This is a genomic window from Shinella sp. GW821-FHT11G07 (genome assembly GCF_058808115.1).
The window spans coordinates 263,212-285,557 of the sequence record NZ_JBXARJ010000002.1 but is presented as its reverse complement, the minus strand read 5'-3'; the positions used below and the strand labels follow the sequence as shown (position 1 = coordinate 285,557).

Here is a 22,346-nt window from a genome sequence, read left to right as displayed (position 1 = left end):
CGCACGGCAGGCCCACGTTTTTCCACCGCAGGACGGCATTGCCAGATACCAAAAGGCCGCGGGATTTCTCCCGCGGCCCCGTTTGTTCGATACGTCGTTCCTTACTCGGCCATTGCGACCGGCTTTACCAGCGGGGTCACGCGGCGGATCGTGACGCGGCGGTTGAGCTGCTCCGCACTCTCCGTCTCGATCTTCAGGTAGCGCTCGCCATAACCCTGCGTCGCGAGGTTTTCCGGAGCGATGTCGTAGACGTCCGTCAGGACGTTGGCGACAGCCTCGGCGCGCTCGTCGGAGAGCACGAGGTTCGATTCGTCCGAACCGACGGCATCCGTATGCCCCTCGATGAGGAAGGTTTCGCCGGGATCCTTGTCGAGGATCTCGTTGATCGCATCCGCCACCTTGCGCAGCGACGACGCCTGGTTCATCGAAATCTCGGAAGAACCGGTCGCGAACGTGATCGTATCGAGGTCGATGCGGCGCACCTTGTCGCGGATACGCGCGGAATACTTGACTTCATCCAGCGTGTAGACCCTTTCAACGGGCTCCACCGGCGGCCGGTCTAGGAACTCGCGATAATCATGACGATCCTCGGCGGACGTGTCGATGATATAGTCATCGACAGGGATGGTCAGGCGCATCGGCGGCAGGCGCTCGCCTGGATCGACGAAGGTCGGCCGGCTGTCACGATCGATTTCCGGCGCATAGAACATCACATATTCACGGCCGGCACTGTTGATGCGCGAGCGCTGGATGACCTCACCGTAGCGGTTGCGGATCGTAACGACCCGGTCGCCGTTCGGCCGTATGATGACTTCGCGAACGCGGCCGTTCGGCAGGTCCTCGAAATAGGTTTCCGCCGCACGGCGTGACAGGCGACCGCCGTCATCCGAACGCACGATGACACGGTCACCGAAGTTGATCACGAAGCGGTCTTCCACTTCGCGCTCGACGCGCCAGCCATCACGATCGGCATAACGCGGACGACGGTCACGGCGCTCGCCCCGCTCGCGCTCGGCCGGTTCGTACTCGACGCGATCGCGGTCCTTCCAGCCGATCTGGGCATCCCGGTCGGATTCAGGAACACGGACATCGGCATTACGCCGTTCTTCCGCACGCTTGCGGCGGCGCTCCTCGCGCGACGAATCGCGGCGATTGTCCGATTCCTTGTCGCTGTCGAGCACAGCCGCGCCATCGATGAACGGCAGTTCGATCGTGTCCGTCGTCTTGGAGGGATCCCTGGCAATCCGTTCACGGCCTTCGTCGCGCTTGCGACGGCGCTCTTCGCGGACCTTCTCCCGCGCTTCCTGCTGTTGCTCGTCGACCTCCGCGTCACGCTGCTTCTGGCGACGCTCTTCACGCGCCTTCTGGCGTTCTTCCTGCTGCTGTTGTTCACCTTCAGCTTCGCGCTGCTTCTGGCGGCGCTCCTCGCGCGCCTTCAGCCGCTCTTCCTGCTGCTGCTGTTCGCCTTCCGCTTCGCGCTGCTTCTGGCGGCGCTCCTCGCGCGCCTTCTGGCGATCCTGCTGCTGTTGCTGCTCGCCCTCAGCTTCACGCTGCTTTTGGCGGCGTTCTTCGCGCGCCTTCAGCCGCTCTTCCTGCTGCTGCTGTTCGCCTTCCGCCTCGCGCTGCTTCTGGCGGCGCTCCTCGCGCGCCTTCAGCCGCTCTTCCTGCTGCTGCTGTTCGCCTTCAGCTTCGCGCTGCTTCTGGCGGCGTTCTTCACGCGCCTTCTGGCGCTCTTCTTGCTGCTGCTGTTCGCCTTCAGCCTCACGCTGCTTCTGGCGGCGCTCTTCGCGCGCCTTCTGGCGATCCTGCTGCTGCTGTTCACCTTCAGCTTCGCGCTGCTTCCGGCGACGCTCTTCACGGGCTTTCTGACGATCGCCCTGCTGTTGCTGCTCGCCCTCAGCCTCACGCTGCTTTTGGCGGCGTTCTTCGCGCGCCTTCTTACGATCCTGCTGTTGCCCCTCGTCGCCCTGCTGCTCCTCACGGGCCTGCTTGCGTTCGCGGCGCTGACGGCGCAGTTCTTCCTCGGAAAGATCGCCCTCGCTTTGAACGGTAATGACGTGCGGCACGCCCTCGGAGACGAATGCGGGGCGCATCACCGCCGCCTCCACCGGTTGCCAAACCAGCGACGCGAGCGGCAAAGCCACTGTTGCCAGAAGTGTTGTTCTCTTACCCATTGGCGTTTCCTCGTTGCCAGTTGTGCCGGCGTTGAATCAAGTTTTGCAGACGAATTTGTGTTATTGCGAGGCTAATCCATCGCAGATGAATCCGCGCTGAACAGGACATGGCCGCCGGTCGCGCCGACGGCCATGGTGAAACGCACGAAGACGCTATCAGTTCGCTTTGGCCATCGGACGCACCAGCGTCGTGACGCGGCGAATGGTGACGCGGCGGTTTTGCTGTTCGGCCACGTCGGTGCGTACTTTCAGGAAGCGCTCGCCGTATCCCTGCGTCTGGAGGTTCTCCGGCGGGACGCCGTAGACCTCGGTCAGCAGGCTCGCGACCGACTCTGCGCGCTCATCGGACAGCACGAGGTTCGGCTTGTCGGCGCCGACCGCGTCGGTATGGCCCTCGATGAGGAAAGTCTCACCCGGATCCTTGTCGAGCACCTTCTGCATCGCCTCCGCCACGCTGCGCAGCGTGCGCGCCTGCGACATCGGCACTTCGGCGCTGCCGGTCGCGAAGGTGATCGTATCGAGGTCGATGCGGCGCACCTTGTCGCGCAGACGGGCCGAGTGTTTCACTTCATCGATCGAATAGACCCGCTCCACGCGCTCGACAGGCGGCTCGGAGAGGAACTCGTAGAAATCGCGGTCCGGCTCGCTCGACGTGTCGATAATATAGTCGCTAACCGGAATGCGCAGACGCATTGGCGGCAGTTCGTATCCGACATCGACGAGACCGGGACGCGGCGCATCGCCTTCAAGTTCCGGTGCGTAGACGAGGATGTACTCCCTGCCGTCCCGGCCGACGCGCGAGCGCTGGATGATATCGCCATAGCGATTGTAGATCGTCACGATGCGTACGCCGCCGGGACGCGTGATCGTCTCGCGGACGCGGCCCCGGGCGAGGTTGTCGTAGAAAACCTCTTCCGAATCGCGGCGCAGGCGCGGCCGGTCGTCGCCGCGCACGATCAACTGGTCGCCGACCTCCAGCACCGTGCGGTTTTCAATCCGCTCGATCACATTGACCTCGGTGACGCTGTTATCGATCGTCGTGTTGTCGACCGTCGTGTTGTTGACGGTATTGTTGTTGACGATCGTATTGTTGATCACCGTGTTGTTGATGATGTTCGTCGTCTCGGGCATGGCGAAGTCCGGTGCCTTCTCGACCCGCTCGCCGTCCTCGTTGATGGCCGCCTCGATCTTGCCGGGAACGGCCTCGCGGACCTCCTCGGAAATTTCGGCCTGGGCGGAATCATCCGATTCCGGCACCGGCACTGCCTCGTCCTGTGCACGCAATTCCTCGCGCTGCTTGCGACGGTCCTCGCGACCCTTCCGGCCACCGGCCTTGTCGGCGTCCTTGTCGCTGTCGAGCACCGCGGCACCGTTTTCGACCGGCAGAACGACCGTCTCGTCCGTCTTCGACGGGTCTTCGGCGATTTCCTGCTTCTGTTCTTCCGTCAGCGTCTCCACGACCGGCTCTTCGACAGGCGTTTCGCCGGTCTCGGCGGTCGCAGGCTGATCCGTACCGGTTTCGGCCGGCGTTTCCTCAACGGCAACGGCTGGCTTCTCACGCTCTTCGGCCGCGGGCTGTTCGCCGGTCGTGGTTTCCTCGGTAATGCCGTCCTGTTGCTGCACAGGCTGCTCGGCCTGCTGTTCCTCGGCCGGCTTCTGTTCTCCGGCAGCATTCTGTTCGTCAGCTTGACGCTGCTGCTCTTCACCGGCCGCACGCTGGGCTTCTTCTTCCGCAGCCTTCTGTTCGGCCGCAGCTTTCTCAGCGTCCTCGGCCGCCTTCTGTTCGTCGGCCTGGCGCTGCTGCTCTTCACCAGCAGCACGCTGGGCTTCTTCTTCCGCAGCCTTCTGTTCGGCCGCAGCTTTCTCAGCGTCTTCAGCGGCCTTCTGTTCGTCGGCCTGGCGCTGCTGCTCTTCACCAGCAGCGCGTTGGGCTTCCTCTTCTGCAGCCTTCTGCTCGGCCGCGGCTTTCTCAGCGTCCTCGGCGGCCTTCTGTTCGTCGGCCTGACGCTGCTGCTCTTCTTCGGCGGCGCGCTGAGCATCATCCTGCTGTTGTTGCTGCTGTTGCAGCAGCAGGTCTTCCTCGCTCGGCTGCCCTTCGCCGGTACTTTCCTGCGCAACCTCGAAAGGTTTCATCAGCGCGTCTGCGAGCGTCGGCGTCGCGATCAGCACCGTCGACAGAACCGGCAGCGCAACGGTTGCAAAAAGTTTGGAGCGGAAAGTCATCGTTTAATCCTCACGGTGTCCCGTCTTTTCATTTGCGGCCCACACGGCTCTTCCGGCCGGTGCGCGAACCCTTCACAATCCACTCAAGGCCTAGCCAGGAGTATATTAACCTCACCTGAATGACCTTGGATGAAGCACCAGATAGGCCTCTCCCTCAGCCCGGCCAGAGGCGGGGCATGAAATTGTCGGGGAAACCGGGCGGAAAAGCGGCGCGAAACCAGTTGATTTTTTGGCAAAAAACGGTCGATTATCCGGCCCAAGCGGGCAGGCCTGCCCGCTTCACATCAAGGCCCGGACAATAAGAAAAACCGGAGAGCCTTTAACAGAGAGGATCACAATGCGTATTTCCAAACGTTTCACGCTCGCAGCTTCGGCTGCGGTCATCGCCCTCTTCGCGTCGTCCGCGATGGCTGAAGGCGAGAAGATCGTGATCGGCACGGAAGGCGCCTACCCGCCCTTCAACAACCTCGAATCCGACGGCACGCTGACCGGCTTCGACGTCGACATCGCCAAGGCGCTCTGCGAGGAAATGAAGGCCGAGTGCACTTTCGTCACGCAGGACTGGGACGGCATCATCCCCGCGCTCATCGCCAAGAAGTTCGACGCGATCGTCGCCTCCATGTCGATCACCGCTGAGCGCAAGGAGAAGGTCGACTTCTCCAAGAAGTACTACAACACGCCGCCGGCCATCATCGTGCCGAAGGATTCCGAGATCAAGGAAGCAACACCCGAAGCGCTGGCCGGCAAGGCACTCGGCGCGCAGGGCTCGACGACTCACTCCAACTATGCCCAGGCGCATATGAAGGACGCCGACATCAAGATGTATCCGACGGCTGACGAGTACAAGCTCGACATCGCCAACGGCCGTATCGATGCCGCCATCGACGACGTGGTGGTGCTGTCCGAATGGCTGAAGACCGAAGCCGGCGCCTGCTGCAAGCTGCTCGGCACGCTGCCGATCGACCCGGTCATCAACGGCGAAGGCGCCGGCATCGCGGTCCGCAAGGGCGAAACGGCGCTCGCCGACAAACTCACCGCAGCGATCGCGGCCATCCGTGCCAGCGGCAAGTACCAGGAAATCAACGCCAAGTACTTCCCGTTCGACGTCTATGGCGACTGATACTCGGCCACATCTGTGTCATGCGGGTTTTTTCTGACCCCATCACCAGAATGCACGGGCGGGAGGGCTTGCTCTCCCGCTCCTTTTGTTTGAGAACTTGCACATAAGAAAAGACAGGCGCAGGAAGCGCTTGAACAACAAGCGCAAAGCGCATCGGGGGTTCTTCTGGCATGAGCGGGTTCTTCACCGCCATCGTCGAGGCGGTAACCGCATTTATCGGGATCATCGATCCCTTTTGCGGGCCGGTCGGCATCTTCAATCTTTTCCTGGGCAAGACGCTCCTGGCGTGCGGTGCTGCCGGCTGGGGCGACGAGATCGCCTTCGGCTTCCTGGTGACGGCAAGCCTCGCCATCGCGACCCTGCCCGTCGGCCTGCTGATGGGCTTCTTCATTGCGCTGGCAAAGCAGTCGGAAGAAAAGTCGCTTAGGCTTTCGGCCAATATCTACACAACGCTCTTCCGCGGCCTGCCGGAACTGCTGACGCTGTTCATCGTCTATTACGGCCTGCAGATCCTCGTGCAAAACCTCGTCGCCGCGATGGGATATGATGGCACTATCGAGATCAATGCCTTCTTCGCCGGCATGTTCGCACTCGGCCTCGTCTTCTCGGCCTATTGTTCGGAAGTGCTGCTCTCCGCCTTCAAGGCCATTCCACGAGGCCAGTATGAGGCAGGCTACGCGCTCGGTCTCCACGAGGGCCGCACCATGCAGCTCATCGTGCTGCCGCAGTTGATCCGCGTCGCCCTGCCTGGCCTCGGAAACCTGTGGATGGCGCTCCTGAAAGACACTGCCCTCGTCTCCGTCATCGGCCTGCCGGACATTCTGCGCCAGACAGGCATCGCGGCACGCGTCACCAAGGAAGCCTTCCAGTTCTACACCGTCGCCTGCGCGCTCTTCCTCATCCTTGCTTTCCTTTCGTCGCTGGTCTTCTCCAGCATCGAGAGCTGGGCCAAGCGCTCGGAGGTCGCGCGATGAGCTACGTCACCACCCTCATCCCGCCGCAAGCCGCGCCGCCGGCTCCGCCGAAGCGCTTCACCGCCAGCCGCTTCTTCGGCAATATCTTCATGGGTGTGTGGCTGGCGCTCGCCATCGGCATCTTCCTGATGATCACCGGCGGTTGGGATCCGGAAAAATTCGCGAAATACGGGCCGAACTACCTGTCCGGCCTCGGCGTCACGCTGCTTCTGGTGGGGCTCTCGGTTGCGCTCGGCGGTCTTATCTCGCTGCCGCTCGCCTTCGCGCGCATGTCGAAGAACCCGGTTCTCTCCTGGTTTTCCTACGGCTATGTCTACTTCTTCCGCGGCACGCCGCTGTTGATGCAGCTGTTCCTCATCTATTACGGCCTCGGCAGTTTCTCCGCCGAGCTCAAGGCCTGGGGCCTGTGGTGGTTTTTCCGCGATGCGTGGAACTGCGCGCTTTTGACCTTCACGCTCAACACCGCGGCCTATCAGGCCGAGATCCTGCGCGGCGCTATCGAGAGCGTGGGACGCGGTCAGCATGAGGGCGCAGCCGCCCTCGGCCTGCCGAAAAAGGTCGCCTTCTTCAAGGTTATCCTGCCACAGGCGCTGATCGTGGCGTTGCGCCCCTACGGCAACGAGATCATCCTGATGATCAAGGGGTCCGCCATCGTTGCCATCGTCACGGTCCTTGACCTGATGGGCGAAACCCGCCTCGCCTTCTCGCGCACCTTCGATCCCCAGGCCTATCTGTGGGCCGCGCTGATGTATCTCCTCATGGTGGAACTGCTGCGCAATCTCTGGGCCTGGCTGGAAACCCGCCTGACCCGCCACCTGAAGCGCTGAGCCCCCTGGCAGCACTCATCCATGGGTGCTGCCAAATACCTGATTTCACAGAAATATTCTCACCGTGGATCAGAAATTAACATTTCATTAACCCTGCGAGCGCTCAATTATAGGGACCATCATTCACTACGCAATGAGGTCGCTATGACAAATGACATGGCAATGCAGCTCAAGGGCTACGGCGTGACCACGGCCCAGATTCTCTATCGCATGCCGGACCACCAGCAGTTCCTGCAAGCCTATATCTGGCAGCACTACGATCTCGCCCCCGACTTCCCGGAAATGAAGAGTTTTCTAAAATTCTGGCAGGAGAAGCTGGACGGGCCGATCCACTCGGTGCGCTACGTTCACCGCCGGCTGATCTCGGCGACGGAATGGCGGGCGCTCAAGGGTGAGTTCATCCTCAACTGACGGGTAGCGCAATGACTAGACGTGAACCGAGCCGTGCGCCAATTCCGTGTCGGACATGTCCACCTTGAGGGAGAAGTAGGCGATCGCAGCATAGAAGATCGCCAGGAAGCAGAGCACGAAACCGCCGGGGATAGGCCCGAGCGCCGCTTTGGCCACCACATGCTCGAAAGCGAGCGCGATGTCCTTGCTCGACCCGGTCTGGCTCTGCATCGTCGAGGACGAGATTTTCAGCGCCCAGGCCAGAAGCAGGATGAGATACATCCAGCAATAGTTCCGCCGCAGCCGCCGACAGGCCGCATCGCGATAGCTGATCAGGAATTCCGGCTTGCGCAGGCTTTTGGCGATCGGCGCCGCCCAATCGAGGGCGAGCTGCCCGCGCGGATTGAGGATTTCGGCAAAATAGAACCGCTCGAGCTGCCGCACGCGCGCCCGGTAGACATCGAAGAAACGATAGCGCCGCGCCTCGATCATCAACAGCAGCGTCACCAGCAGCATGGCGAAAAGCAGCACGCCGTGATGCGAGGTCGGCGTCGACAGCGAGACGGACAGCAGTGCCGCCACCACGGTAATCGCCCAGTTCGACGTCTGGTCGATCCGGTTGCGCCAGCCGGCCATTCGCCCGAGCTCGCCGCGATAGTAGTGCACCATCGTGTTGATCGTCTCCATCGACGTCACCGGCAAGGCGGGACTGCCGGTCGGCTTGACTTCAGCCGAATGCGACAAGGGGGACATATCGCCAGGCATGTCATTCCTCCGAAAGGTCTTTTTGCTCTTGGAAAGATCATGCGCCTCTTTCGGCGATTGATAAACGGCTATTTGCGGCCTATGAGACGCCCCCATGACCAAGATCGACGAAGATGCGCTCGCGGAAGCCTATAACCGCGCCCTTTCGCTGGAAAAATCCGGCGATTTCGATGCTGCCGCCAAGGCCTATGCCGAAGTGCTGGCACTCGATCCCGAAGACCACGGCGGTGCCGCCGTGCGCCTCGCCTCGATGGGCCGCGGCGAGACACCGGAAAAGGCGCCCGACGCCTATGTCACAACCCTCTTCGACCAGCATGCCGAGGTTTTTGACAACGTGCTCGTCGAGCAGCTCGGCTATTGCGTGCCGCTGCTCGTGCGCCAGCGGTTCCAGGCGCTTGGCGTGGGTCCGTTCAAGCGCGTGCTCGATCTCGGCTGCGGCACGGGGCTGACCGGCGGCGCGCTGCGCGACATGGCCGAAGACATCACCGGCGTCGACCTCTCGGAAAACATGGTCGAGATCGCCCACGAGAAGGATCTCTACGAGACCCTCTACGTCGCCGAAGCCGTCGACTTCCTCGACGATAACGATGACGAGGCCTTCGATCTCATCACGGCGACGGACGTGCTGCCCTATCTTGGCGCGCTCGAGCCGCTGTTCTTCGGCGCTGCGGAAAATCTCGTGGCCGGCGGCCACTTCATCTTTTCGTCCGAAACCCTGCCGGAAGAAACCTTCGCCGGTCGGCCCTTCATGGTCGGCCCGCACCAGCGCTTCGCCCACGCCGCGGACTACGTTCGCCAACGTCTCGATGAAACCGGCTTTGACATCGTCGAGATCACCGATATCACCGTGCGCATGGAAGAAGGCGAGCCGATCGCCGGCCATCTCGTTCTGGCGAAACATCGCGGCTGACGGGCAGCTTTAGCTCGCTCAGGCAAAACTCTTTTTGCGGGGGGGTACGGCCTGCGTGTCGGTGACGGCAGGCAGACTCTGGAGCACGCGCTTGGCCGGCAGGATGGCAATCGCCTCGGTGCCTTCGCGCAGCTTGGATTTCAGGATGAATTCGCCATTGTGCTTGGCAAGGATGGCCTGAACGATCGGCAGGCCGAGGCCGGTGCCCTGCTCGGCGCTCTTGATGGCGATGGAACCCTGGCCGAAGGCGGAGAGCACGATCGGGATTTCCTCTTCGGGAATACCCGGGCCGTTATCCTTGATCGAGACATACTGGCCGCCGCCGGCCGTCCACCCGGCCTTGACGATGACTTCGCCGCCCTGCGGCGTGAACTTCACCGCGTTCGACAGCAGGTTCAGGATGACCTGGCGCAGCGCCTTTTCATCCGCCCAGACCGCCGGCATGCCGCCTTCGACCTGCTCGGCAATGGTGATGTTCTTGGCGCGCGCGCGCAACTGCACCATGCCGATGCAGTCTTCCGCGATATCGACCAGATGCACGGAATCCTCGGAGAGATCGTATTTGCCCGCTTCGATGCGCGAGAGGTCGAGGATCTCGTTGATGAGGTTCAGCAGGTGCTGCCCGGAGCGATGAATGTCCGACGTGTATTCCTTGTAGACGGGGTTGTTGAGCGGCCCCAGCACTTCCGTCGACATCACCTCGGAAAAGCCGAGAATGGCGTTCAGCGGCGTGCGCAGTTCATGCGACATCGAGGCCAGGAAACGGGATTTGGCGAGGTTGGCCTCTTCCGCCCGGCGGCGCGCTTCGTCCGACATGGATTTTGCCACTTCCAGTTCGGCGATCAGGTCATCCTTTTCCGACTGGGATGAGAGCAACTGAGCACTGGTGTGGCGCAGACGGTGCGTCATGAACACCAGGAAAACCATGGCTGCCGCGATGATCGCCGCCGTGCCGATGGTTGCCGAATCCGGACGCAGGGTCGCCGAAATACCGAGGGCGACGACTGTCGGCGTAAAGGCATAGAGAACCGCATGGCGTAGCATGAGCGTGCTCATGGCCGTCACCGCGAGTGCAACGAGCAGCGCCGATCCCTTGTAGAAATCGAACGTCACGCCGCTGCACTGACCGCAGGTCTGCAAGGCGAAGGCCGCCCAGGCAAGTCCCATGAAAACCTGTGCGATGAGAAACCGGCGTTGCCAGCGTCGGACGGTGTCGGCGGTGATTTCCCGCCCACGCGCGCGACGCGCAACGATCATGCCCAGCGCATGCATGCTCAAGGCCAGCACCGCCCAGGCGATAAGGCCGATTTCCCCGGTCAGATAAATCCCGCCGGCTGCAATCAGCACGATGACCATGGGCACGGCGAGTGCGCTCTGCACGGTCGAAGCGATGTGGAGCTGAAGCATTTCGCGCTCGAAGCCCGGCGAGAGGCCCGTCGCCGTCTGCAACCGTTCGCGAGTCGTGCGGACGGCCCGCGAAACAGCCTTGTTTCGGTGGCTGCGCGACTTGTCGACGATGATCTTGTCGGTCGATGTGCTGACGCCGGTACTCATCACAAATGCAACTGTTGCGGACAGCGTTGAATTCTAGGGTGGAATCCTTAAGAAGATGCTGCCGCGCATAAACCATTTGCGAACCATTCCGGCATTTTCCGTAACGTTAATTCAAACGCGTTCCGGCATATGACCGAACATCAAGACTCTAGCTTAAGGAACGGGTTGCATGGGGCTTTCCAGGCGGGCACGCGATCTCGGCGTTGCGGTGGCGATCCTCGCGCTGACGGCGCTGGTCGTGGCGCGAATCAGCGGCGAAAGCGGCGAGACGATCACCGGCACGGCACGGGCAGCGGACGGCGATACGCTGACGCTCGACGGTCACCGCATTCGTCTTGTCGGCATGGATACGCCGGAGATGATGCAGACCTGCAAGCGCGACGGCGAGGACTGGCGCTGCGGCGTGGCCGCCCGGTCCCGACTTGCCGAGTTCTTGCGGGCCGGGGCCGTCACCTGCCAGACCCAGGGGACTGACAAATATGATCGGTGGCTGGCGCGCTGCGAAACCGCCGATGGCGACCTCGGCGGACGTATGGTGCGGGAAGGCCTCGCGGTCGCCTATGGCGGCTATGAGGACGAGGAGCAGTTCGCCAAGGCCGAGCGCAAGGGGCTGTGGGGAACCGAGTTCGACATGCCGCAGCAATGGCGCCGGATGAATGGCCGGCCGCAGGAAGAGGCGCACGGCGCGGAACCCGGCGTGCTCGGCGGCATTCTGGCAACTTTCGGCCTGAACTGAACGGACGGCGCGATGGATGACAAAAGACCTGCCGGCGACCTGGCTGCGCTTCGCGCGGCGATCGCGGCCTGTCGAGTCTGTCGCGACGCTCCTGCCAAGGCGGATAATCCCCTGCCGCACGAGCCGCGCCCGGTCGCCGTCATTTCCGAGAACGCGCGCATTCTCATCGCCGGGCAGGCGCCCGGGCTGCGCGTGCATGAAAGCGGCCTGCCGTTCAACGATGCGTCCGGCGACCGGTTGCGGGACTGGCTCGGCGTGACGCGCGATGCGTTCTACGATCCCGCAAAGTTCGCGATCGTGCCGATGGGGTTCTGCTTTCCCGGTTACGATGCCCATGGCAGCGACCTGCCGCCACGGCGGGAATGCGCGCCGCTCTGGCGGGCCGACGTGATTGCGGCCATGCCGCAGGTCGAACTCGTGCTGGCGATCGGGCAATATGCGCAGGCCTGGCATCTCGGCGCGGCAAAGGCTTCGAGCATGACCGAGACGGTCCGCGATTGGCGCCGGCATCTGGGTCGCAACGAAAAACCTGCCGTGTTGCCGCTGCCCCATCCGAGCTGGCGCAATACCGGTTGGCTGAAGCGCAATCCCTGGTTCGAGGCAGATGTTCTGCCGGAATTGCGAAAGCGGGTGAAAACCCTTACGGATTAAAATGTCATTCTTTCAATTTACCGATATACCGGTGTATGAGGGAATTAAATTTCGTAGGGGAATACAATGGATCGTCTGGACAGAAAAATTCTGCGCCTCTTGCAGGAAGATTCCACGCTTGCAGTGGCCGACCTCGCCAAGAAGGTCGGGCTCTCCACCACGCCTTGCTGGCGCCGCATCCAGAAGATGGAAGAAGACGGTGTGATCCGCAAGCGCGTTGCGCTGCTCGATCCCGTCAAGATCAACACTAAGGTCACCGTCTTCGTCTCGATCCGCACCAATTCGCATTCCACGGAATGGCTGAAGCGTTTTTCCGAGGTGATCGTCGAGTTCCCGGAAGTCGTCGAGTTCTACCGCATGAGCGGTGACGTGGACTATCTCCTGCGTGTCGTCGTACCGGACATCGCCGCCTACGATGCCTTCTACAAGCGCATGATCGCCCGCATCGAGATTCGCGACGTCTCCTCCGCCTTCGCGATGGAGCAGATCAAGTACACGACCGAGCTTCCGCTCGACTACATGGCCGTGGACAACCAGAAGAGCGGCGAGGATTGATCAGCGGCTGATCCGGGCAAGCGTGTTTTCAGCGGTCAGTTCGCGCACGCAATCCTTGCCGTTCCAGCGTTCCGTGCGGTCAGCACTTGCCGCGAGTTTTTGCGCAAGCGCAAGCGCTGGCCCATGGCAGGCATGGCTTCGCTTGCCGATGCTGCGCAACGACCAATTGACCGCCTTCTTCACGAAATTGCGCGGGTCGGCTGCGTGGTTTTCGATGAGGTCAAGCCAGGCGATGATCGTCCCGTCCGGCTCCCGCTTGAGATGAACAGCCGCGCCGGCAATCATTGCGAAGGCGGCGCGGCGCACGAATTCCCGCTCTTCGGCGGCAAACTCCTCGATGAGCGCAAGAAGCCCGGCCTCGACAAAGAGATCGGCTGCGGCATCGACGATTTCCCAGGATGCGAAATCCTCGGCGAGGCGACCCGCCTCCGCCGCCGTCAGTGTCTTCGGCTCCATCGTGAAGAGCGCGAGCAGACGGGCTTCCCGGATGCCGCTGTCCCACAGGGCAAAGGCGCGGGCGTGGTCCTTTCCGGCCACCCGCGCAATTTTCCTCAAAACGGGATTGGAAATGCCGAGCGCCGCATCAGTAACGATGCCGTAGCGGGCAATGCCCGCAAGGCTCTCCTCGGACCGCAGCGAATGAAGGTGCTCCAACAGATCGGCCGCCGAGGCGGATTTGCCGATCATTTTTTCTCGAGCCGGGCGAGCAGCGCGGACGTATCCCACCGGTTGCCGCCCATCTCCTGCACATCGCCGTAGAACTGGTCGATGAGGGCGGTGACGGGAAGCTTGGCACCGTTGCGGCGGGCTTCCGACAGGACGATGTCGAGGTCCTTGCGCATCCAGTCGACGGCGAAGCCGAAATCGTATTTGCCGGCGATCATCGTCTTGTGCCGATTGTCCATCTGCCAGGAGCCGGCAGCACCCTTCGAGATGACCTCGATGACCGCCTCCATGTTGAGCCCAGCCTTCGTGCCGAAATGAATGGCTTCGGCCAGGCCCTGCACGACGCCGGCAACGCAGATCTGGTTGACCATCTTGGCCAATTGGCCCGCGCCGGTCGATCCCATCAGGCCGACCATCCTTGCATAGGCCTCCATGACAGGCTTCGCCTTCTCGAAGCTCGCCGCATCGCCGCCACACATGATGGTGAGTACACCATTCTCTGCGCCCGCCTGGCCGCCGGAAACGGGCGCGTCGATAAAGCCAAAACCCTTGTTTCTGGCGGCAATGTCGAGTTCGCGGGCGACCTCGGCCGAGGCCGTGGTGTGGTCGACGAGGATCGCGCCTGGCTTCATACCATCGAGCACGCCGTCCGCGGCGACCGTGACGGAGCGCAGGTCATCATCGTTGCCGACACAGGTGAAGACGAGATCGACGTCTTTTACCGCTTCGGCGGGCGTGCGAAACGCCGTGCCGCCAAATTCGCCAGCCCATTTTTCCGCCTTGGCGAAGGTGCGGTTGTACACCGACACCTCGTGACCGCCCTTGACCTTCAGGTGGCCTGCCATGGGATAGCCCATGACGCCGAGACCGATGAACGCAACCTTTGCCATACCGTAACCTCCTGCAATCTTTGGCAGGAGGTTTAGCGGATGATCGGTTTTGGTGAAAGTGTTTCTCGCTCAGGGAATAGAAAGGCGGAGAGCTCCGTTGCGGGCGACAGGACCCGGCCAGATCAAACGAACTGCGAAATCACCACGTACCCGGCATAGACGGCGTTCGAGATGATCAGGCAGAACACGGCAAACGAGCCAAGATCCTTCGAGTGCTTGCCCATTTCGGAGATTTCCGGCGAGACCCGGTCGACGATCTCCTCGATCGCCGTATTGAGCGCCTCGAAGGCGACCATCAGCAGAAACAGGATCGCCATCGCCACATACTGGAAGAAGGACGCGCCGACGACGGTGAACAACACCATCGCGACGCCGAAGGCGATCAGCTCATGCCGGAAGGCCGATTCGCCGAGCAGCCGGCGCGCGCCGGCAGCCGAATAGGTGGCCGCCGCAATCAGGTGGCTGAAGCCTGTCTTTTTCTCGATTGGTGCCTGACCCATTCCAAAATCCTGATTCTGCCGCGCCCATAAAGCATGCCCGCATGACGGGAATGCCTTGGGTCTCAATTCACACCATTTGGGGCTTTTTGCCGACCGCCGAGTTAGGTGCGGTTGCTGACACCCGCCTGAACGAAGGTCGCCATGCCGGAATGGCAGGCCGCGGCCGCCTTGACGATGCCGGCAGCCAATGCTGCGCCTGTGCCCTCGCCAAGCCGCATGCCGAGTGCCAGAAGCGGCGTCTTGCCGAGCTTCTCGATCGCCTTCATATGCGCAGGCTCGGCAGAAACGTGCCCGATGAGGCAATGGTCGAGCGCTGCCGGGTTGGCGGCGCGCAGGACCGCACCCGCAACCGTTGCGACATAGCCATCGAGGATGACCGGAATCTTCTGCATGCGCGCGGCAAGGATAGCGCCCGCCATCGCGGCGACCTCACGCCCACCAAGGCGGCGCAACACTTCGAGCGGATCGGACAGATGCGCGCGGTGCAGATCGACCGCCTTCTTCACCGCCGCGATCTTGCGCTGCAGGACCTCCCCTTCCGAGCCTGTGCCCGGGCCGACCCACTCTTCCGCCGTGCCGCCATAAAGCGCGAGGTTGATCGCGGCTGCGATCGTCGTGTTGCCGATGCCCATCTCACCGACGCACAGCAGGTCCGTGCCACCAGCAACGGCCTCCATGCCAAACGCCATGGTGGCGGCGCAGTCGCGCTCGGAAAGGGCTGCTTCCTCCGTGATGTCGGCAGTCGGATAGTCGAGCGCGAGGTCAAAGACCTTGAGGCCGAGATCATGGGTCACGCAGATCTGGTTGATTGCCGCACCGCCGGCTGCGAAATTCTCCACCATCTGGGCGGTGACGGAGGACGGGTAAGGCGTGATCCCCTGCTTGGTGACGCCGTGGTTGCCGGCGAAGATGGCGACGAGCGGACGAGTCACGGCCGGCGGACGACCGGTCCAGGCGGCGAGCCAGAAGGCGATTTCCTCCAGTCGGCCAAGCGCGCCCGGCGGCTTGGTCAGCTGTCCATCGCGTTCGCGCGCAGCCACGAGTGCTGCCGAATCCGGGCCGGGCAGGTTGCGCAGCAATTCACGAAAATCATCGAACGGCAGGCCGCTGGCACTCATCTTGGGGAATTCCTTGCTTGGGGCTTTCAAAGGCGGGTGTTTGGTGTCTCCTAATAGAGGCAGGGCGCGAATCCGACAACCGCATTTGCGGTGGCCTTCATCGCCTTTTGCGCCTTAACAGCAGGGGCTCCTTAAAGTGACCATCCAGGACTATATCGACGACGTCGCCCGCTCGGTCGCCTTCCTGTCGCGCGTGCCGGTGCCGCAGCGACACTTCATCGGCCATGACGGGCGGCTTTCGCGCGCCGTCCGCGCCTTTCCGGTCGCCGGCGTACTGATCGTGCTTCCCGCCGCAGCCCTTGCCGCAATCCTTTCCGCACTCGGCGCCCCGCCGCTTCTCAACGCCTTCGCCACGCTCGCCCTGCAGGTGCTGGTCACCGGCGCGCTGCACGAGGACGGCCTTTCCGACAGCGCCGACGGCATCGGCGGTGGAAAGGACCGGGAAAGCGCACTCGCCATCATGAAGGACAGCCGGATCGGCTCCTACGGTGCCGTGGCACTCATCCTGTCCTTCGGGCTGCGCGCTGCGGCGATCGCAGCGCTCGCTACCGTCCTCACGCCCTCCGGCCTCGGCATGGTCCTGCTTGCCGCCGCCGCCGCCAGCCGCACGGCCATGGTCTGGCACTGGTCGCTGCTGCCACCGGCCCGCCGCGACGGTGTCGCCGCCTCAGTCGGCGAGCCGGACAGCGGCGCCACCATCTTCGCGCTGGTGAGCGGCGTTCTTATTACCGCGCTGCTGCTCCTGCCGCATGGCACCGTGCTTTCCCTTGTCCTGCTGTTTGCGGCGGCCGCCCTCTCCGTCCTCGCCTTCAATCGCATCGCGATGCGCAAGATCGGCGGGCATACCGGCGACACGATCGGCGCAACGCAGCAGCTCTCGGAAATGTCAGTGCTGTTCGCCCTTGCCTTGGCGCTCTGAGCTGCCGATATAGGGGAAAAGTCCGCTGGAGCCGCGATGGAATCGCCCTGCATTCTCGTCTGTTCGATCGACATGGTGACCGGCTACTGTTTCGGCTGCGGTCGCACCCGCGACGAAATCGGCGCCTGGACGCTTTACACGTCCGACCAGCGCCGCGCGATCATGGCCGATCTGCCGGCCCGCCTTGACACCGTTGAACGCAAGCCGCGGCGCGAAACCCGCCGCACGCGCATGGCGCGGGAGCGCGGCGAGGCATGAGGCTTTATATTCTTCTCGGCATCCTCGCCGTTGGCCTTGCCTTGCTGATCCTGAACCATGACGGCGGGCGCACGATGGGCATGGACAACAACGACTTTGGTCGCCTCGTCACGCTCTCGGCCATCGCCACGATGATGGCAGCCGGTGTGCTCGCCGGCCGGCGGCAGTTCGGCGAGAGCGTGCGCCAGGCCGGCATCTGGCTGCTGCTCATCCTGGTGCTGGTCACCGGTTATCTCTATCGTTTCGACCTGCAGGATTTCGGCAATCGCCTGACCGCCGGCCTCATTCCCGGCCGTGCCGTCGTGACGACCAGCCCTAGCGGCGAACAGATCCTGGTAATCAACAAGGGTATCTCCGGCCATTTCGAAGCCGATGTGACGATCGACGGCACGCCATTGCGCATGCTGGTCGATACCGGCGCGAGCTCCGTCGTGCTCTCCTACGAAGACGCCATGCGTCTCGGTATCAACCCGGACAACCTGGTCTTCTCCATCGACGTCTCCACCGCCAACGGCCGTGCACGCGCAGCCCCCGTAACGCTCAGGGAAGTCGTGATCGGTCCCATCCTGCGCGGCGCCATCCGCGGTATGGTCACTGAAGAGGGACGCCTCGACCAGAGCCTGCTCGGCATGAGTTTCCTGGAAACGCTCGGCTCGATCGAGATCACGCGGGATGAGTTGCGGCTGAGGGATTGATCCTCCCTACTCCGCCGCCTCGCCCTTGATCACTTCCACGGCCGCGGCAAGCTCGTAGGAATAGCCCTCCAGCATGGCATAGGCCTGCTCGATGACCGCGATCTGGCCCTCCGCATTGCGGATCGCCTCTGCAATCGACTGCGAACGGGCGCGCAGCATGGATCCCAGAAAGTCGGTGCCGGCCTTGCGGCCCAGGCGGTCGATGTGCTGGCGCACGCGGTTGCGGTGGCGCTCCAGTTCGAGGATGTGGAAGCGGCTTTTGACGATGTCGTCGGAAAGTTTTCGGCGCATCGCCGCCAGCGGATCGAAGCTGCCAGGCTCGCGCTCGTCGAGAATGACATCGTTGACGAGCGGCTCCAAAAGCATCAGGCCCTTGAGGTCGCGCGGATCGGCAAGCTGCGGATCGAAGCCGGTATCGTCAAAGACCTTGCGGCGAATGGGGTCGCGCAGAAGATCGTAGCAGGTCTGAAGGCGGGCGAACTGGTCCGCATCGCCGCCCGAATCGGGGTGCATGCCCTTCGCGGCCTTGCGATAGGCAGCCTTCACCGCGTTGTCGTCGGCATCGCGCTCTATTCCAAGCATGGCGTAGGGATCGATCACGCGGCCACCTGTCCGTCTTTGTCTTCTTTACGCAATTCTCGGCAAGCAAAACCGCTGCGCACTGTTGTCGGTATTGCCATGTCGCGTTCACACCTAGTCCCGTGGCGCCCTGCCATCAAGGGCGAAGCAGGCGAAGTTTCCAACTCCGAGAGGACGAAATTGTGGTCGCCGCACGGCGATGCACAGAAACCGTTATTCCGCCGCCGCGCCCGCTTGCGCCCGGACGGAAAGTACCGCCGCAAAGGCCGCCTCGATCACCTCCGGCCCTGCGCCAGGCTTCGTCGCATCCGTCGACAGAATCTGGCGGTAGCGCCGCACGCCCGGAAAGCCCTGGAACAGACCGACCATGTGACGCGTCACATGCGCCACCCGTCCGCCGCGTGCCACAACGCCGGCGGCATACTCCATCATCGCATCCCGAACGGTTTCCCAGTAGTCCACGGAAAGGTCCTGCGGGGGAACAGCCGTCCCGGAAGAAAGCCAGGCCTCCTGCGAAAGCGGATGCGGAAAACAATCGTCCACCCCGGTCAGGACACCGCTATCCTGATAGGCCGCCCGCCCGAGCATGGCGCCATCGAGACCATCGATTTCCTCGACGGCCTGACTCAATGTGTGAAGCCCGCCGTTCAGACCGATGAAAAGATTCGGATTTTCCGCCTTCAGCCGACGCACCAATCCGTAATCGAGCGGCGGGATATCACGGTTTTCCTTCGGCGACAGGCCCTGTAGCCAGGCCTTGCGCGCATGAACCCAGACAGCATCCGTACCGGCAGCCTTGATGCGCGCGACGAGGTCGCGCAAAGCCACTTCGGGATCTTGGTCATCGACGCCGATGCGGCATTTGACGGTCACGGGAATGGCAACCGCCGCCTTCATCACCGCCACGCAATCCGCCACAAGCTGCGGCTCGCGCATCAGGCAGGCGCCGAACGTACCGGATTGCACGCGGTCCGACGGACAGCCGACATTGAGGTTGATTTCGGCATAGCCAAACCCCTCGCCGATCCGCGCCGCCTCCGCGAGCTTCTGCGGATCATTGCCGCCAAGCTGAAGGGCAACGGGATGTTCCGCCGCATCGAAATCGAGCAGCCGCTCCCGGTTGCCGCGCAGGATGGCATCGGCAACGATCATTTCCGTGAAGAGCAGCGCGTTCTTCGTCATCTGCCGCGCGAAGAAGCGGTACGCCCTGTCTGACCAGTCGATCATGGGGGCGGTGGCGAAAATCTTCGTCCCCGAGCGCACGGCCTGCTGATAGAATGTGCCTGTATTCGTCATGATCGGCCTCATACTCCATGCACGGCAGAAAAACCACCCTTCGGCCTTTTCGCGACCCGGCGGGCCGATGCTAGAGTGGCGCCGAGGAATCAAACCGCCGGAGGACCCCATGCCGCTCTATTCCCTTGACGACCGGACGCCCACGCTGCCCGCCGCGGATCGCTACTGGGTGGCACCGGATGCGAACGTCATCGGCAAGGTAATCCTCGGCGAGGATGTCGGCATCTGGTTCGGTGCAACGCTGCGCGGCGACAACGAACCGATCATCATCGGCGCGCGCACGAATATCCAGGAAGGTGTCGTCGTGCACACGGACCCTGCAAAGCCGGTCGTCATCGGCGAAGATTGCACGATCGGCCACGGCGCCATCATCCATGGCTGCACCATCGGCAACAACTCCCTTATCGGCATGGGCGCAACCGTGTTGAATGGCGCGGTAATCGGCAACAACTGCCTCGTCGGCGCCAATGCGCTGGTGACGGAAGGCAAGGTCTTTCCGGACAATTCGCTGATCGTCGGCTCCCCCGCCAAGGTGGCCCGCACGCTGGACGCCGCAGCCATCGAAGGCCTGAAACATTCGGCCGACAGCTATGTCCGCAACTGGCAGCGCTTCCGGAAGGGGCTGAAGCTGATCGGCTGAATAATCAACCAACTTCGCCCGTTGAGGTTGTAGCGTCATATTGCGGAATTTAGCAGCTTCTTTGACGCAGGAATCGGGGATCGAAAGACATGCTTTTGCGCACTATCCTCTTTGTTGTTGCAACACTGCTTTTTCAGCCGGCGCGGGCAGAGGTAAAAGTCGCCCTCCTCATAGGGAACGCCGCCTACTCTGACACCGCATCCGTGCTGCGCAATCCTCTCAGTGACGTCGTTGCCATCAAGACCGTCCTCGATGACGTGGGTTTCAATGTTACGGTGGTCGAAAATGCAGGGCGGGCCACCATGTCGCGAGCGCTTTCCGACTTTGCGCAAATCGCGTCCAATGCCGATATCGGACTTATTTACTACTCTGGTCACGGCATAGAAATGAACGGCGAAAATTTCCTCATACCAGTCGATGCCTCACTCGCTTCGGACGTCGACCTCGAATACGAAGCCATAGCCCTCAAGAAGCTTCTTGATACTCTTTCCGGCACAAAGAAATTCAAGCTGGTCTTATTGGATGCCTGTCGCGACAACCCATTCCTTTCCAAGATGAAGCGCCCCTTGACGAGGGGTGGGGGATCGAAAGGCATGGCGCGCGTCGAAAGCACCGAGAGCAATACACTGATCGGCTATGCCACCGCCCCCGGTGAGGTGGCACTCGACGGCACTGGAGCGACCAGCCCCTATGCCACTGCGCTGGTGCGCCACCTTGTCGCACCGGGGATTGAAATAGAGGCTGCACTTAGAGCCGTTGCCAAGGATGTTTACGTCGAAACGGGCGGAAGGCAGCGTCCCTTTAAAACAGGCTCCCTGTTTGAAACGATAATACTCGGCGAAAGCATCGTACCGGGTGGTGCGGTCGATCTTTGCCGAGACGCGTCAACGCACTGGAACGAAATCAAACCACGTCGAGACAAGAGCTTGCTGGAAGAGCATATCAAAATATTTGGCACATGCGCCTTTGCAACCCTCGCCAAGCAGGAAATCGCGGCCTTGGAAAAGCCAGCAGTAGCGAACGACGTCTCGATACTTTCAAAAACAGCAGACAGGAATGCGACAGAAACGCAGTGCGATCGACTGGCGGCGGATCCCTACGACAAAATGAAACTGACAACGGTAAAGGGAGTGGATTTCGAGGACATTGTAGCGCCCAGCGCGGTTTCGGCTTGTAGAACCGCCTTGAGCGTATTTCCCTCGGAAACGAGACTTCGCTATCAATATGCCCGCGCCTTGAACAAGGCTGGCCAGTATGCGGAAGCGATGACGGAATATCAGAAAGCCGCTCGCGAAGGGAGCACAGAGGCCACGCGGGACATCGGCAATCTCTATGACAACAGCAAAGGCGTTTCGCGAGATTTGACCAAAGCCATGGAATTGTATCGAAAAGCTGCCGAGGGCGGCAGCGTCGAGGCCATGCGCAACATCGGTTACCACTACTATTACGGTCGAAGCGTCCCCCAAGATTATGACCAGGCAAAGAGCTGGATTGAAGAAGCCGCGCTGGGAGGCCATCATCCGGCTATGAATTTTATGGGTAGCCTCTACCTTTTGGGCCATGGCGTCCCGGTAGACAACAACAGTGCGCTCACTTGGTATGTAAAAGCGGCCGAAGGGGGCGATTCTCGCGCGATACGAAATATCGGTATGAACTACTACAACGGGAAGGGCGTCGTGCGCGATATGCAGGAAGCCGCGCGCTATTTCGAGGCTGCACTGAGAATGGGCGACGCGTCCACCCTTGCCGAACTTCAGACAAAATCCGACAACTTTTCACTGGAGTTCCGTAAAAACCTTCAGCAACGCCTCAGGAGCGCGGGTGTTTACGAGGGCGCGATCGACGGAGAATTCGACACCGATACACTTCGTGCCCTTGAAGCGATTTTTGGAGCCAGTTGATCGCT

The 22,346-nt window shown here is 62.0% G+C and carries 23 protein-coding genes; 13 read left to right on the top strand and 10 right to left on the bottom strand.

Translation table 11 applies throughout. The annotated features are described in order from the left end of the window. Positions 1-101 precede the first annotated feature (101 nt). Complete coding sequence (locus AC1RT2_RS04880) at positions 102-2,174, bottom strand: OmpA family protein (protein WP_493099946.1); 2,073 nt, start codon at positions 2,172-2,174, stop codon at positions 102-104. 156 nt (positions 2,175-2,330) lie between these two features. Continuing rightward, a complete protein-coding gene (locus tag AC1RT2_RS04875) occupies positions 2,331-4,397 on the bottom strand; it encodes an OmpA family protein (protein ID WP_493099944.1) in 2,067 nt (688 codons plus the stop codon). Between the two features lie 337 nt (positions 4,398-4,734). Between AC1RT2_RS04875 and AC1RT2_RS04870 the strand changes: the two genes are divergently transcribed. From AC1RT2_RS04870 to AC1RT2_RS04855, 4 genes are all read left to right on the top strand, one after another. Further along, entirely contained in the window at positions 4,735-5,517 is a 783-nt protein-coding gene (locus AC1RT2_RS04870) for an ABC transporter substrate-binding protein (protein ID WP_069058523.1), read from the top strand. 170 nt (positions 5,518-5,687) lie between these two features. After that, positions 5,688-6,491 (top strand): ABC transporter permease, encoded by an 804-nt coding sequence (locus AC1RT2_RS04865; protein WP_069058522.1) that lies wholly within the window; start codon positions 5,688-5,690, stop codon positions 6,489-6,491. Continuing rightward, positions 6,488-7,318 (top strand): ABC transporter permease, encoded by an 831-nt coding sequence (locus AC1RT2_RS04860; protein ID WP_493099941.1) that lies wholly within the window; start codon positions 6,488-6,490, stop codon positions 7,316-7,318. Before AC1RT2_RS04865 ends, AC1RT2_RS04860 begins: the two co-directional genes overlap by 4 nt. A gap of 144 nt (positions 7,319-7,462) precedes the next feature. After that, on the top strand, positions 7,463-7,729 hold the full coding sequence (locus tag AC1RT2_RS04855; RefSeq protein WP_069058520.1) for an usg protein: 267 nt from the start codon (positions 7,463-7,465) through the stop codon (positions 7,727-7,729). A 15-nt stretch (positions 7,730-7,744) separates the two neighbouring features. Here AC1RT2_RS04855 and AC1RT2_RS04850 read toward each other — a convergent pair whose 3' ends face one another. Beyond that, entirely contained in the window at positions 7,745-8,473 is a 729-nt protein-coding gene (locus AC1RT2_RS04850) for a DUF2270 domain-containing protein (RefSeq protein WP_069058519.1), read from the bottom strand. Between the two features lie 94 nt (positions 8,474-8,567). On the opposite strand from AC1RT2_RS04850, the gene AC1RT2_RS04845 reads away from it, so the two are divergent. Next, positions 8,568-9,383: a class I SAM-dependent methyltransferase gene (locus AC1RT2_RS04845; RefSeq protein ID WP_493099938.1), complete on the top strand. Its 816-nt coding sequence runs from the start codon at positions 8,568-8,570 to the stop codon at positions 9,381-9,383. 18 nt (positions 9,384-9,401) lie between these two features. On the opposite strand, the gene AC1RT2_RS04840 is transcribed toward AC1RT2_RS04845, so the two are convergent. Beyond that, a complete protein-coding gene (locus AC1RT2_RS04840) occupies positions 9,402-10,937 on the bottom strand; it encodes a sensor histidine kinase (protein WP_493099936.1) in 1,536 nt (511 codons plus the stop codon). A 169-nt stretch (positions 10,938-11,106) separates the two neighbouring features. Here AC1RT2_RS04840 and AC1RT2_RS04835 point away from each other — a divergent pair, with 169 nt between their 5' ends. From AC1RT2_RS04835 to AC1RT2_RS04825, 3 genes are all read left to right on the top strand, one after another. Further along, on the top strand, positions 11,107-11,673 hold the full coding sequence (locus tag AC1RT2_RS04835) for a thermonuclease family protein (RefSeq protein ID WP_493099934.1): 567 nt from the start codon (positions 11,107-11,109) through the stop codon (positions 11,671-11,673). 12 nt (positions 11,674-11,685) lie between these two features. Beyond that, positions 11,686-12,324, top strand: a complete 639-nt coding sequence (locus tag AC1RT2_RS04830) for a uracil-DNA glycosylase family protein (protein ID WP_493099932.1) — start codon at positions 11,686-11,688, stop codon at positions 12,322-12,324. A 66-nt stretch (positions 12,325-12,390) separates the two neighbouring features. Beyond that, the gene (locus tag AC1RT2_RS04825) at positions 12,391-12,879 is read left to right on the top strand and encodes an Lrp/AsnC family transcriptional regulator (protein ID WP_069058514.1); all 489 of its coding nucleotides are present in this window, start codon (positions 12,391-12,393) and stop codon (positions 12,877-12,879) included. On the opposite strand, the gene AC1RT2_RS04820 is transcribed toward AC1RT2_RS04825, so the two are convergent. The 4 genes from AC1RT2_RS04820 to cobT form a co-directional block, all read right to left on the bottom strand. Further along, positions 12,880-13,566, bottom strand: coding sequence for a DNA alkylation repair protein (locus tag AC1RT2_RS04820; RefSeq protein WP_493099930.1), 687 nt, complete (start codon positions 13,564-13,566; stop codon positions 12,880-12,882). Continuing rightward, positions 13,563-14,453, bottom strand: a complete 891-nt coding sequence (locus tag AC1RT2_RS04815) for an NAD(P)-dependent oxidoreductase (protein WP_493100386.1) — start codon at positions 14,451-14,453, stop codon at positions 13,563-13,565. The genes AC1RT2_RS04820 and AC1RT2_RS04815 overlap by 4 nt, the downstream gene beginning before the upstream one ends. Positions 14,454-14,557: 104 nt before the next feature. Next, complete coding sequence (locus tag AC1RT2_RS04810; protein WP_069058511.1) at positions 14,558-14,935, bottom strand: diacylglycerol kinase; 378 nt, start codon at positions 14,933-14,935, stop codon at positions 14,558-14,560. Positions 14,936-15,036: 101 nt separating this feature from the next. Beyond that, the gene (gene cobT / locus AC1RT2_RS04805) at positions 15,037-16,053 is read right to left on the bottom strand and encodes a nicotinate-nucleotide--dimethylbenzimidazole phosphoribosyltransferase (RefSeq protein WP_493099926.1); all 1,017 of its coding nucleotides are present in this window, start codon (positions 16,051-16,053) and stop codon (positions 15,037-15,039) included. Between the two features lie 136 nt (positions 16,054-16,189). Between cobT and AC1RT2_RS04800 the strand changes: the two genes are divergently transcribed. The 3 genes from AC1RT2_RS04800 to AC1RT2_RS04790 are packed head-to-tail and all read left to right on the top strand — an operon-like array spanning position 16,190 to position 17,925. Beyond that, positions 16,190-16,972 carry an adenosylcobinamide-GDP ribazoletransferase gene (locus tag AC1RT2_RS04800; protein WP_493099925.1) on the top strand — a complete coding sequence of 261 codons (783 nt, stop codon included), beginning with the start codon at positions 16,190-16,192 and terminating at the stop codon, positions 16,970-16,972. Between the two features lie 36 nt (positions 16,973-17,008). Next, the gene (locus AC1RT2_RS04795) at positions 17,009-17,230 is read left to right on the top strand and encodes a DUF1289 domain-containing protein (RefSeq protein WP_493099923.1); all 222 of its coding nucleotides are present in this window, start codon (positions 17,009-17,011) and stop codon (positions 17,228-17,230) included. Then, the gene (locus AC1RT2_RS04790; RefSeq protein ID WP_493099921.1) at positions 17,227-17,925 is read left to right on the top strand and encodes a retropepsin-like aspartic protease family protein; all 699 of its coding nucleotides are present in this window, start codon (positions 17,227-17,229) and stop codon (positions 17,923-17,925) included. Before AC1RT2_RS04795 ends, AC1RT2_RS04790 begins: the two co-directional genes overlap by 4 nt. A 6-nt stretch (positions 17,926-17,931) precedes the next feature. Here AC1RT2_RS04790 and AC1RT2_RS04785 read toward each other — a convergent pair whose 3' ends face one another. Both AC1RT2_RS04785 and dusA read right to left on the bottom strand, forming a co-directional pair. After that, positions 17,932-18,507: a J domain-containing protein gene (locus AC1RT2_RS04785; protein ID WP_150130021.1), complete on the bottom strand. Its 576-nt coding sequence runs from the start codon at positions 18,505-18,507 to the stop codon at positions 17,932-17,934. A gap of 210 nt (positions 18,508-18,717) precedes the next feature. Next, positions 18,718-19,800, bottom strand: coding sequence for a tRNA dihydrouridine(20/20a) synthase DusA (gene dusA, locus AC1RT2_RS04780; RefSeq protein ID WP_493099919.1), 1,083 nt, complete (start codon positions 19,798-19,800; stop codon positions 18,718-18,720). A 109-nt stretch (positions 19,801-19,909) separates the two neighbouring features. Here dusA and AC1RT2_RS04775 point away from each other — a divergent pair, with 109 nt between their 5' ends. Together AC1RT2_RS04775 and AC1RT2_RS04770 are read left to right on the top strand one after the other, a co-directional pair. Beyond that, complete coding sequence (locus AC1RT2_RS04775; RefSeq protein WP_493099917.1) at positions 19,910-20,440, top strand: gamma carbonic anhydrase family protein; 531 nt, start codon at positions 19,910-19,912, stop codon at positions 20,438-20,440. An 89-nt stretch (positions 20,441-20,529) separates the two neighbouring features. Beyond that, entirely contained in the window at positions 20,530-22,341 is a 1,812-nt protein-coding gene (locus AC1RT2_RS04770) for a caspase family protein (RefSeq protein ID WP_493099915.1), read from the top strand. Positions 22,342-22,346: the final 5 nt, after the last annotated feature.

Excerpts from the sequence above, each read along its gene's own strand:
- cobT (WP_493099926.1), bottom strand. The coding sequence starts at position 16,053 with ATGAGTGCCAGCGGCCTGCCGTTCGATGATTTTCGTGAATTGCTGCGC.
- dusA (WP_493099919.1), bottom strand. The coding sequence starts at position 19,800 with ATGACGAATACAGGCACATTCTATCAGCAGGCCGTGCGCTCGGGGACG.
- AC1RT2_RS04855 (WP_069058520.1), top strand. The coding sequence starts at position 7,463 with ATGACAAATGACATGGCAATGCAGCTCAAGGGCTACGGCGTGACCACG.
- AC1RT2_RS04810 (WP_069058511.1), bottom strand. The coding sequence starts at position 14,935 with ATGGGTCAGGCACCAATCGAGAAAAAGACAGGCTTCAGCCACCTGATT.
- AC1RT2_RS04820 (WP_493099930.1), bottom strand. The coding sequence starts at position 13,566 with ATGATCGGCAAATCCGCCTCGGCGGCCGATCTGTTGGAGCACCTTCAT.
- AC1RT2_RS04835 (WP_493099934.1), top strand. The coding sequence starts at position 11,107 with ATGGGGCTTTCCAGGCGGGCACGCGATCTCGGCGTTGCGGTGGCGATC.
- AC1RT2_RS04850 (WP_069058519.1), bottom strand. The coding sequence starts at position 8,473 with ATGCCTGGCGATATGTCCCCCTTGTCGCATTCGGCTGAAGTCAAGCCG.
- AC1RT2_RS04870 (WP_069058523.1), top strand. The coding sequence starts at position 4,735 with ATGCGTATTTCCAAACGTTTCACGCTCGCAGCTTCGGCTGCGGTCATC.
- AC1RT2_RS04830 (WP_493099932.1), top strand. The coding sequence starts at position 11,686 with ATGGATGACAAAAGACCTGCCGGCGACCTGGCTGCGCTTCGCGCGGCG.
- AC1RT2_RS04880 (WP_493099946.1), bottom strand. The coding sequence starts at position 2,174 with ATGGGTAAGAGAACAACACTTCTGGCAACAGTGGCTTTGCCGCTCGCG.
- AC1RT2_RS04790 (WP_493099921.1), top strand. The coding sequence starts at position 17,227 with ATGAGGCTTTATATTCTTCTCGGCATCCTCGCCGTTGGCCTTGCCTTG.
- AC1RT2_RS04840 (WP_493099936.1), bottom strand. The coding sequence starts at position 10,937 with ATGAGTACCGGCGTCAGCACATCGACCGACAAGATCATCGTCGACAAG.
- AC1RT2_RS04875 (WP_493099944.1), bottom strand. The coding sequence starts at position 4,397 with ATGACTTTCCGCTCCAAACTTTTTGCAACCGTTGCGCTGCCGGTTCTG.
- AC1RT2_RS04825 (WP_069058514.1), top strand. The coding sequence starts at position 12,391 with ATGGATCGTCTGGACAGAAAAATTCTGCGCCTCTTGCAGGAAGATTCC.
- AC1RT2_RS04770 (WP_493099915.1), top strand. The coding sequence starts at position 20,530 with ATGCTTTTGCGCACTATCCTCTTTGTTGTTGCAACACTGCTTTTTCAG.
- AC1RT2_RS04845 (WP_493099938.1), top strand. The coding sequence starts at position 8,568 with ATGACCAAGATCGACGAAGATGCGCTCGCGGAAGCCTATAACCGCGCC.
- AC1RT2_RS04775 (WP_493099917.1), top strand. The coding sequence starts at position 19,910 with ATGCCGCTCTATTCCCTTGACGACCGGACGCCCACGCTGCCCGCCGCG.
- AC1RT2_RS04860 (WP_493099941.1), top strand. The coding sequence starts at position 6,488 with ATGAGCTACGTCACCACCCTCATCCCGCCGCAAGCCGCGCCGCCGGCT.
- AC1RT2_RS04795 (WP_493099923.1), top strand. The coding sequence starts at position 17,009 with ATGGAATCGCCCTGCATTCTCGTCTGTTCGATCGACATGGTGACCGGC.
- AC1RT2_RS04785 (WP_150130021.1), bottom strand. The coding sequence starts at position 18,507 with ATGCTTGGAATAGAGCGCGATGCCGACGACAACGCGGTGAAGGCTGCC.
- AC1RT2_RS04865 (WP_069058522.1), top strand. The coding sequence starts at position 5,688 with ATGAGCGGGTTCTTCACCGCCATCGTCGAGGCGGTAACCGCATTTATC.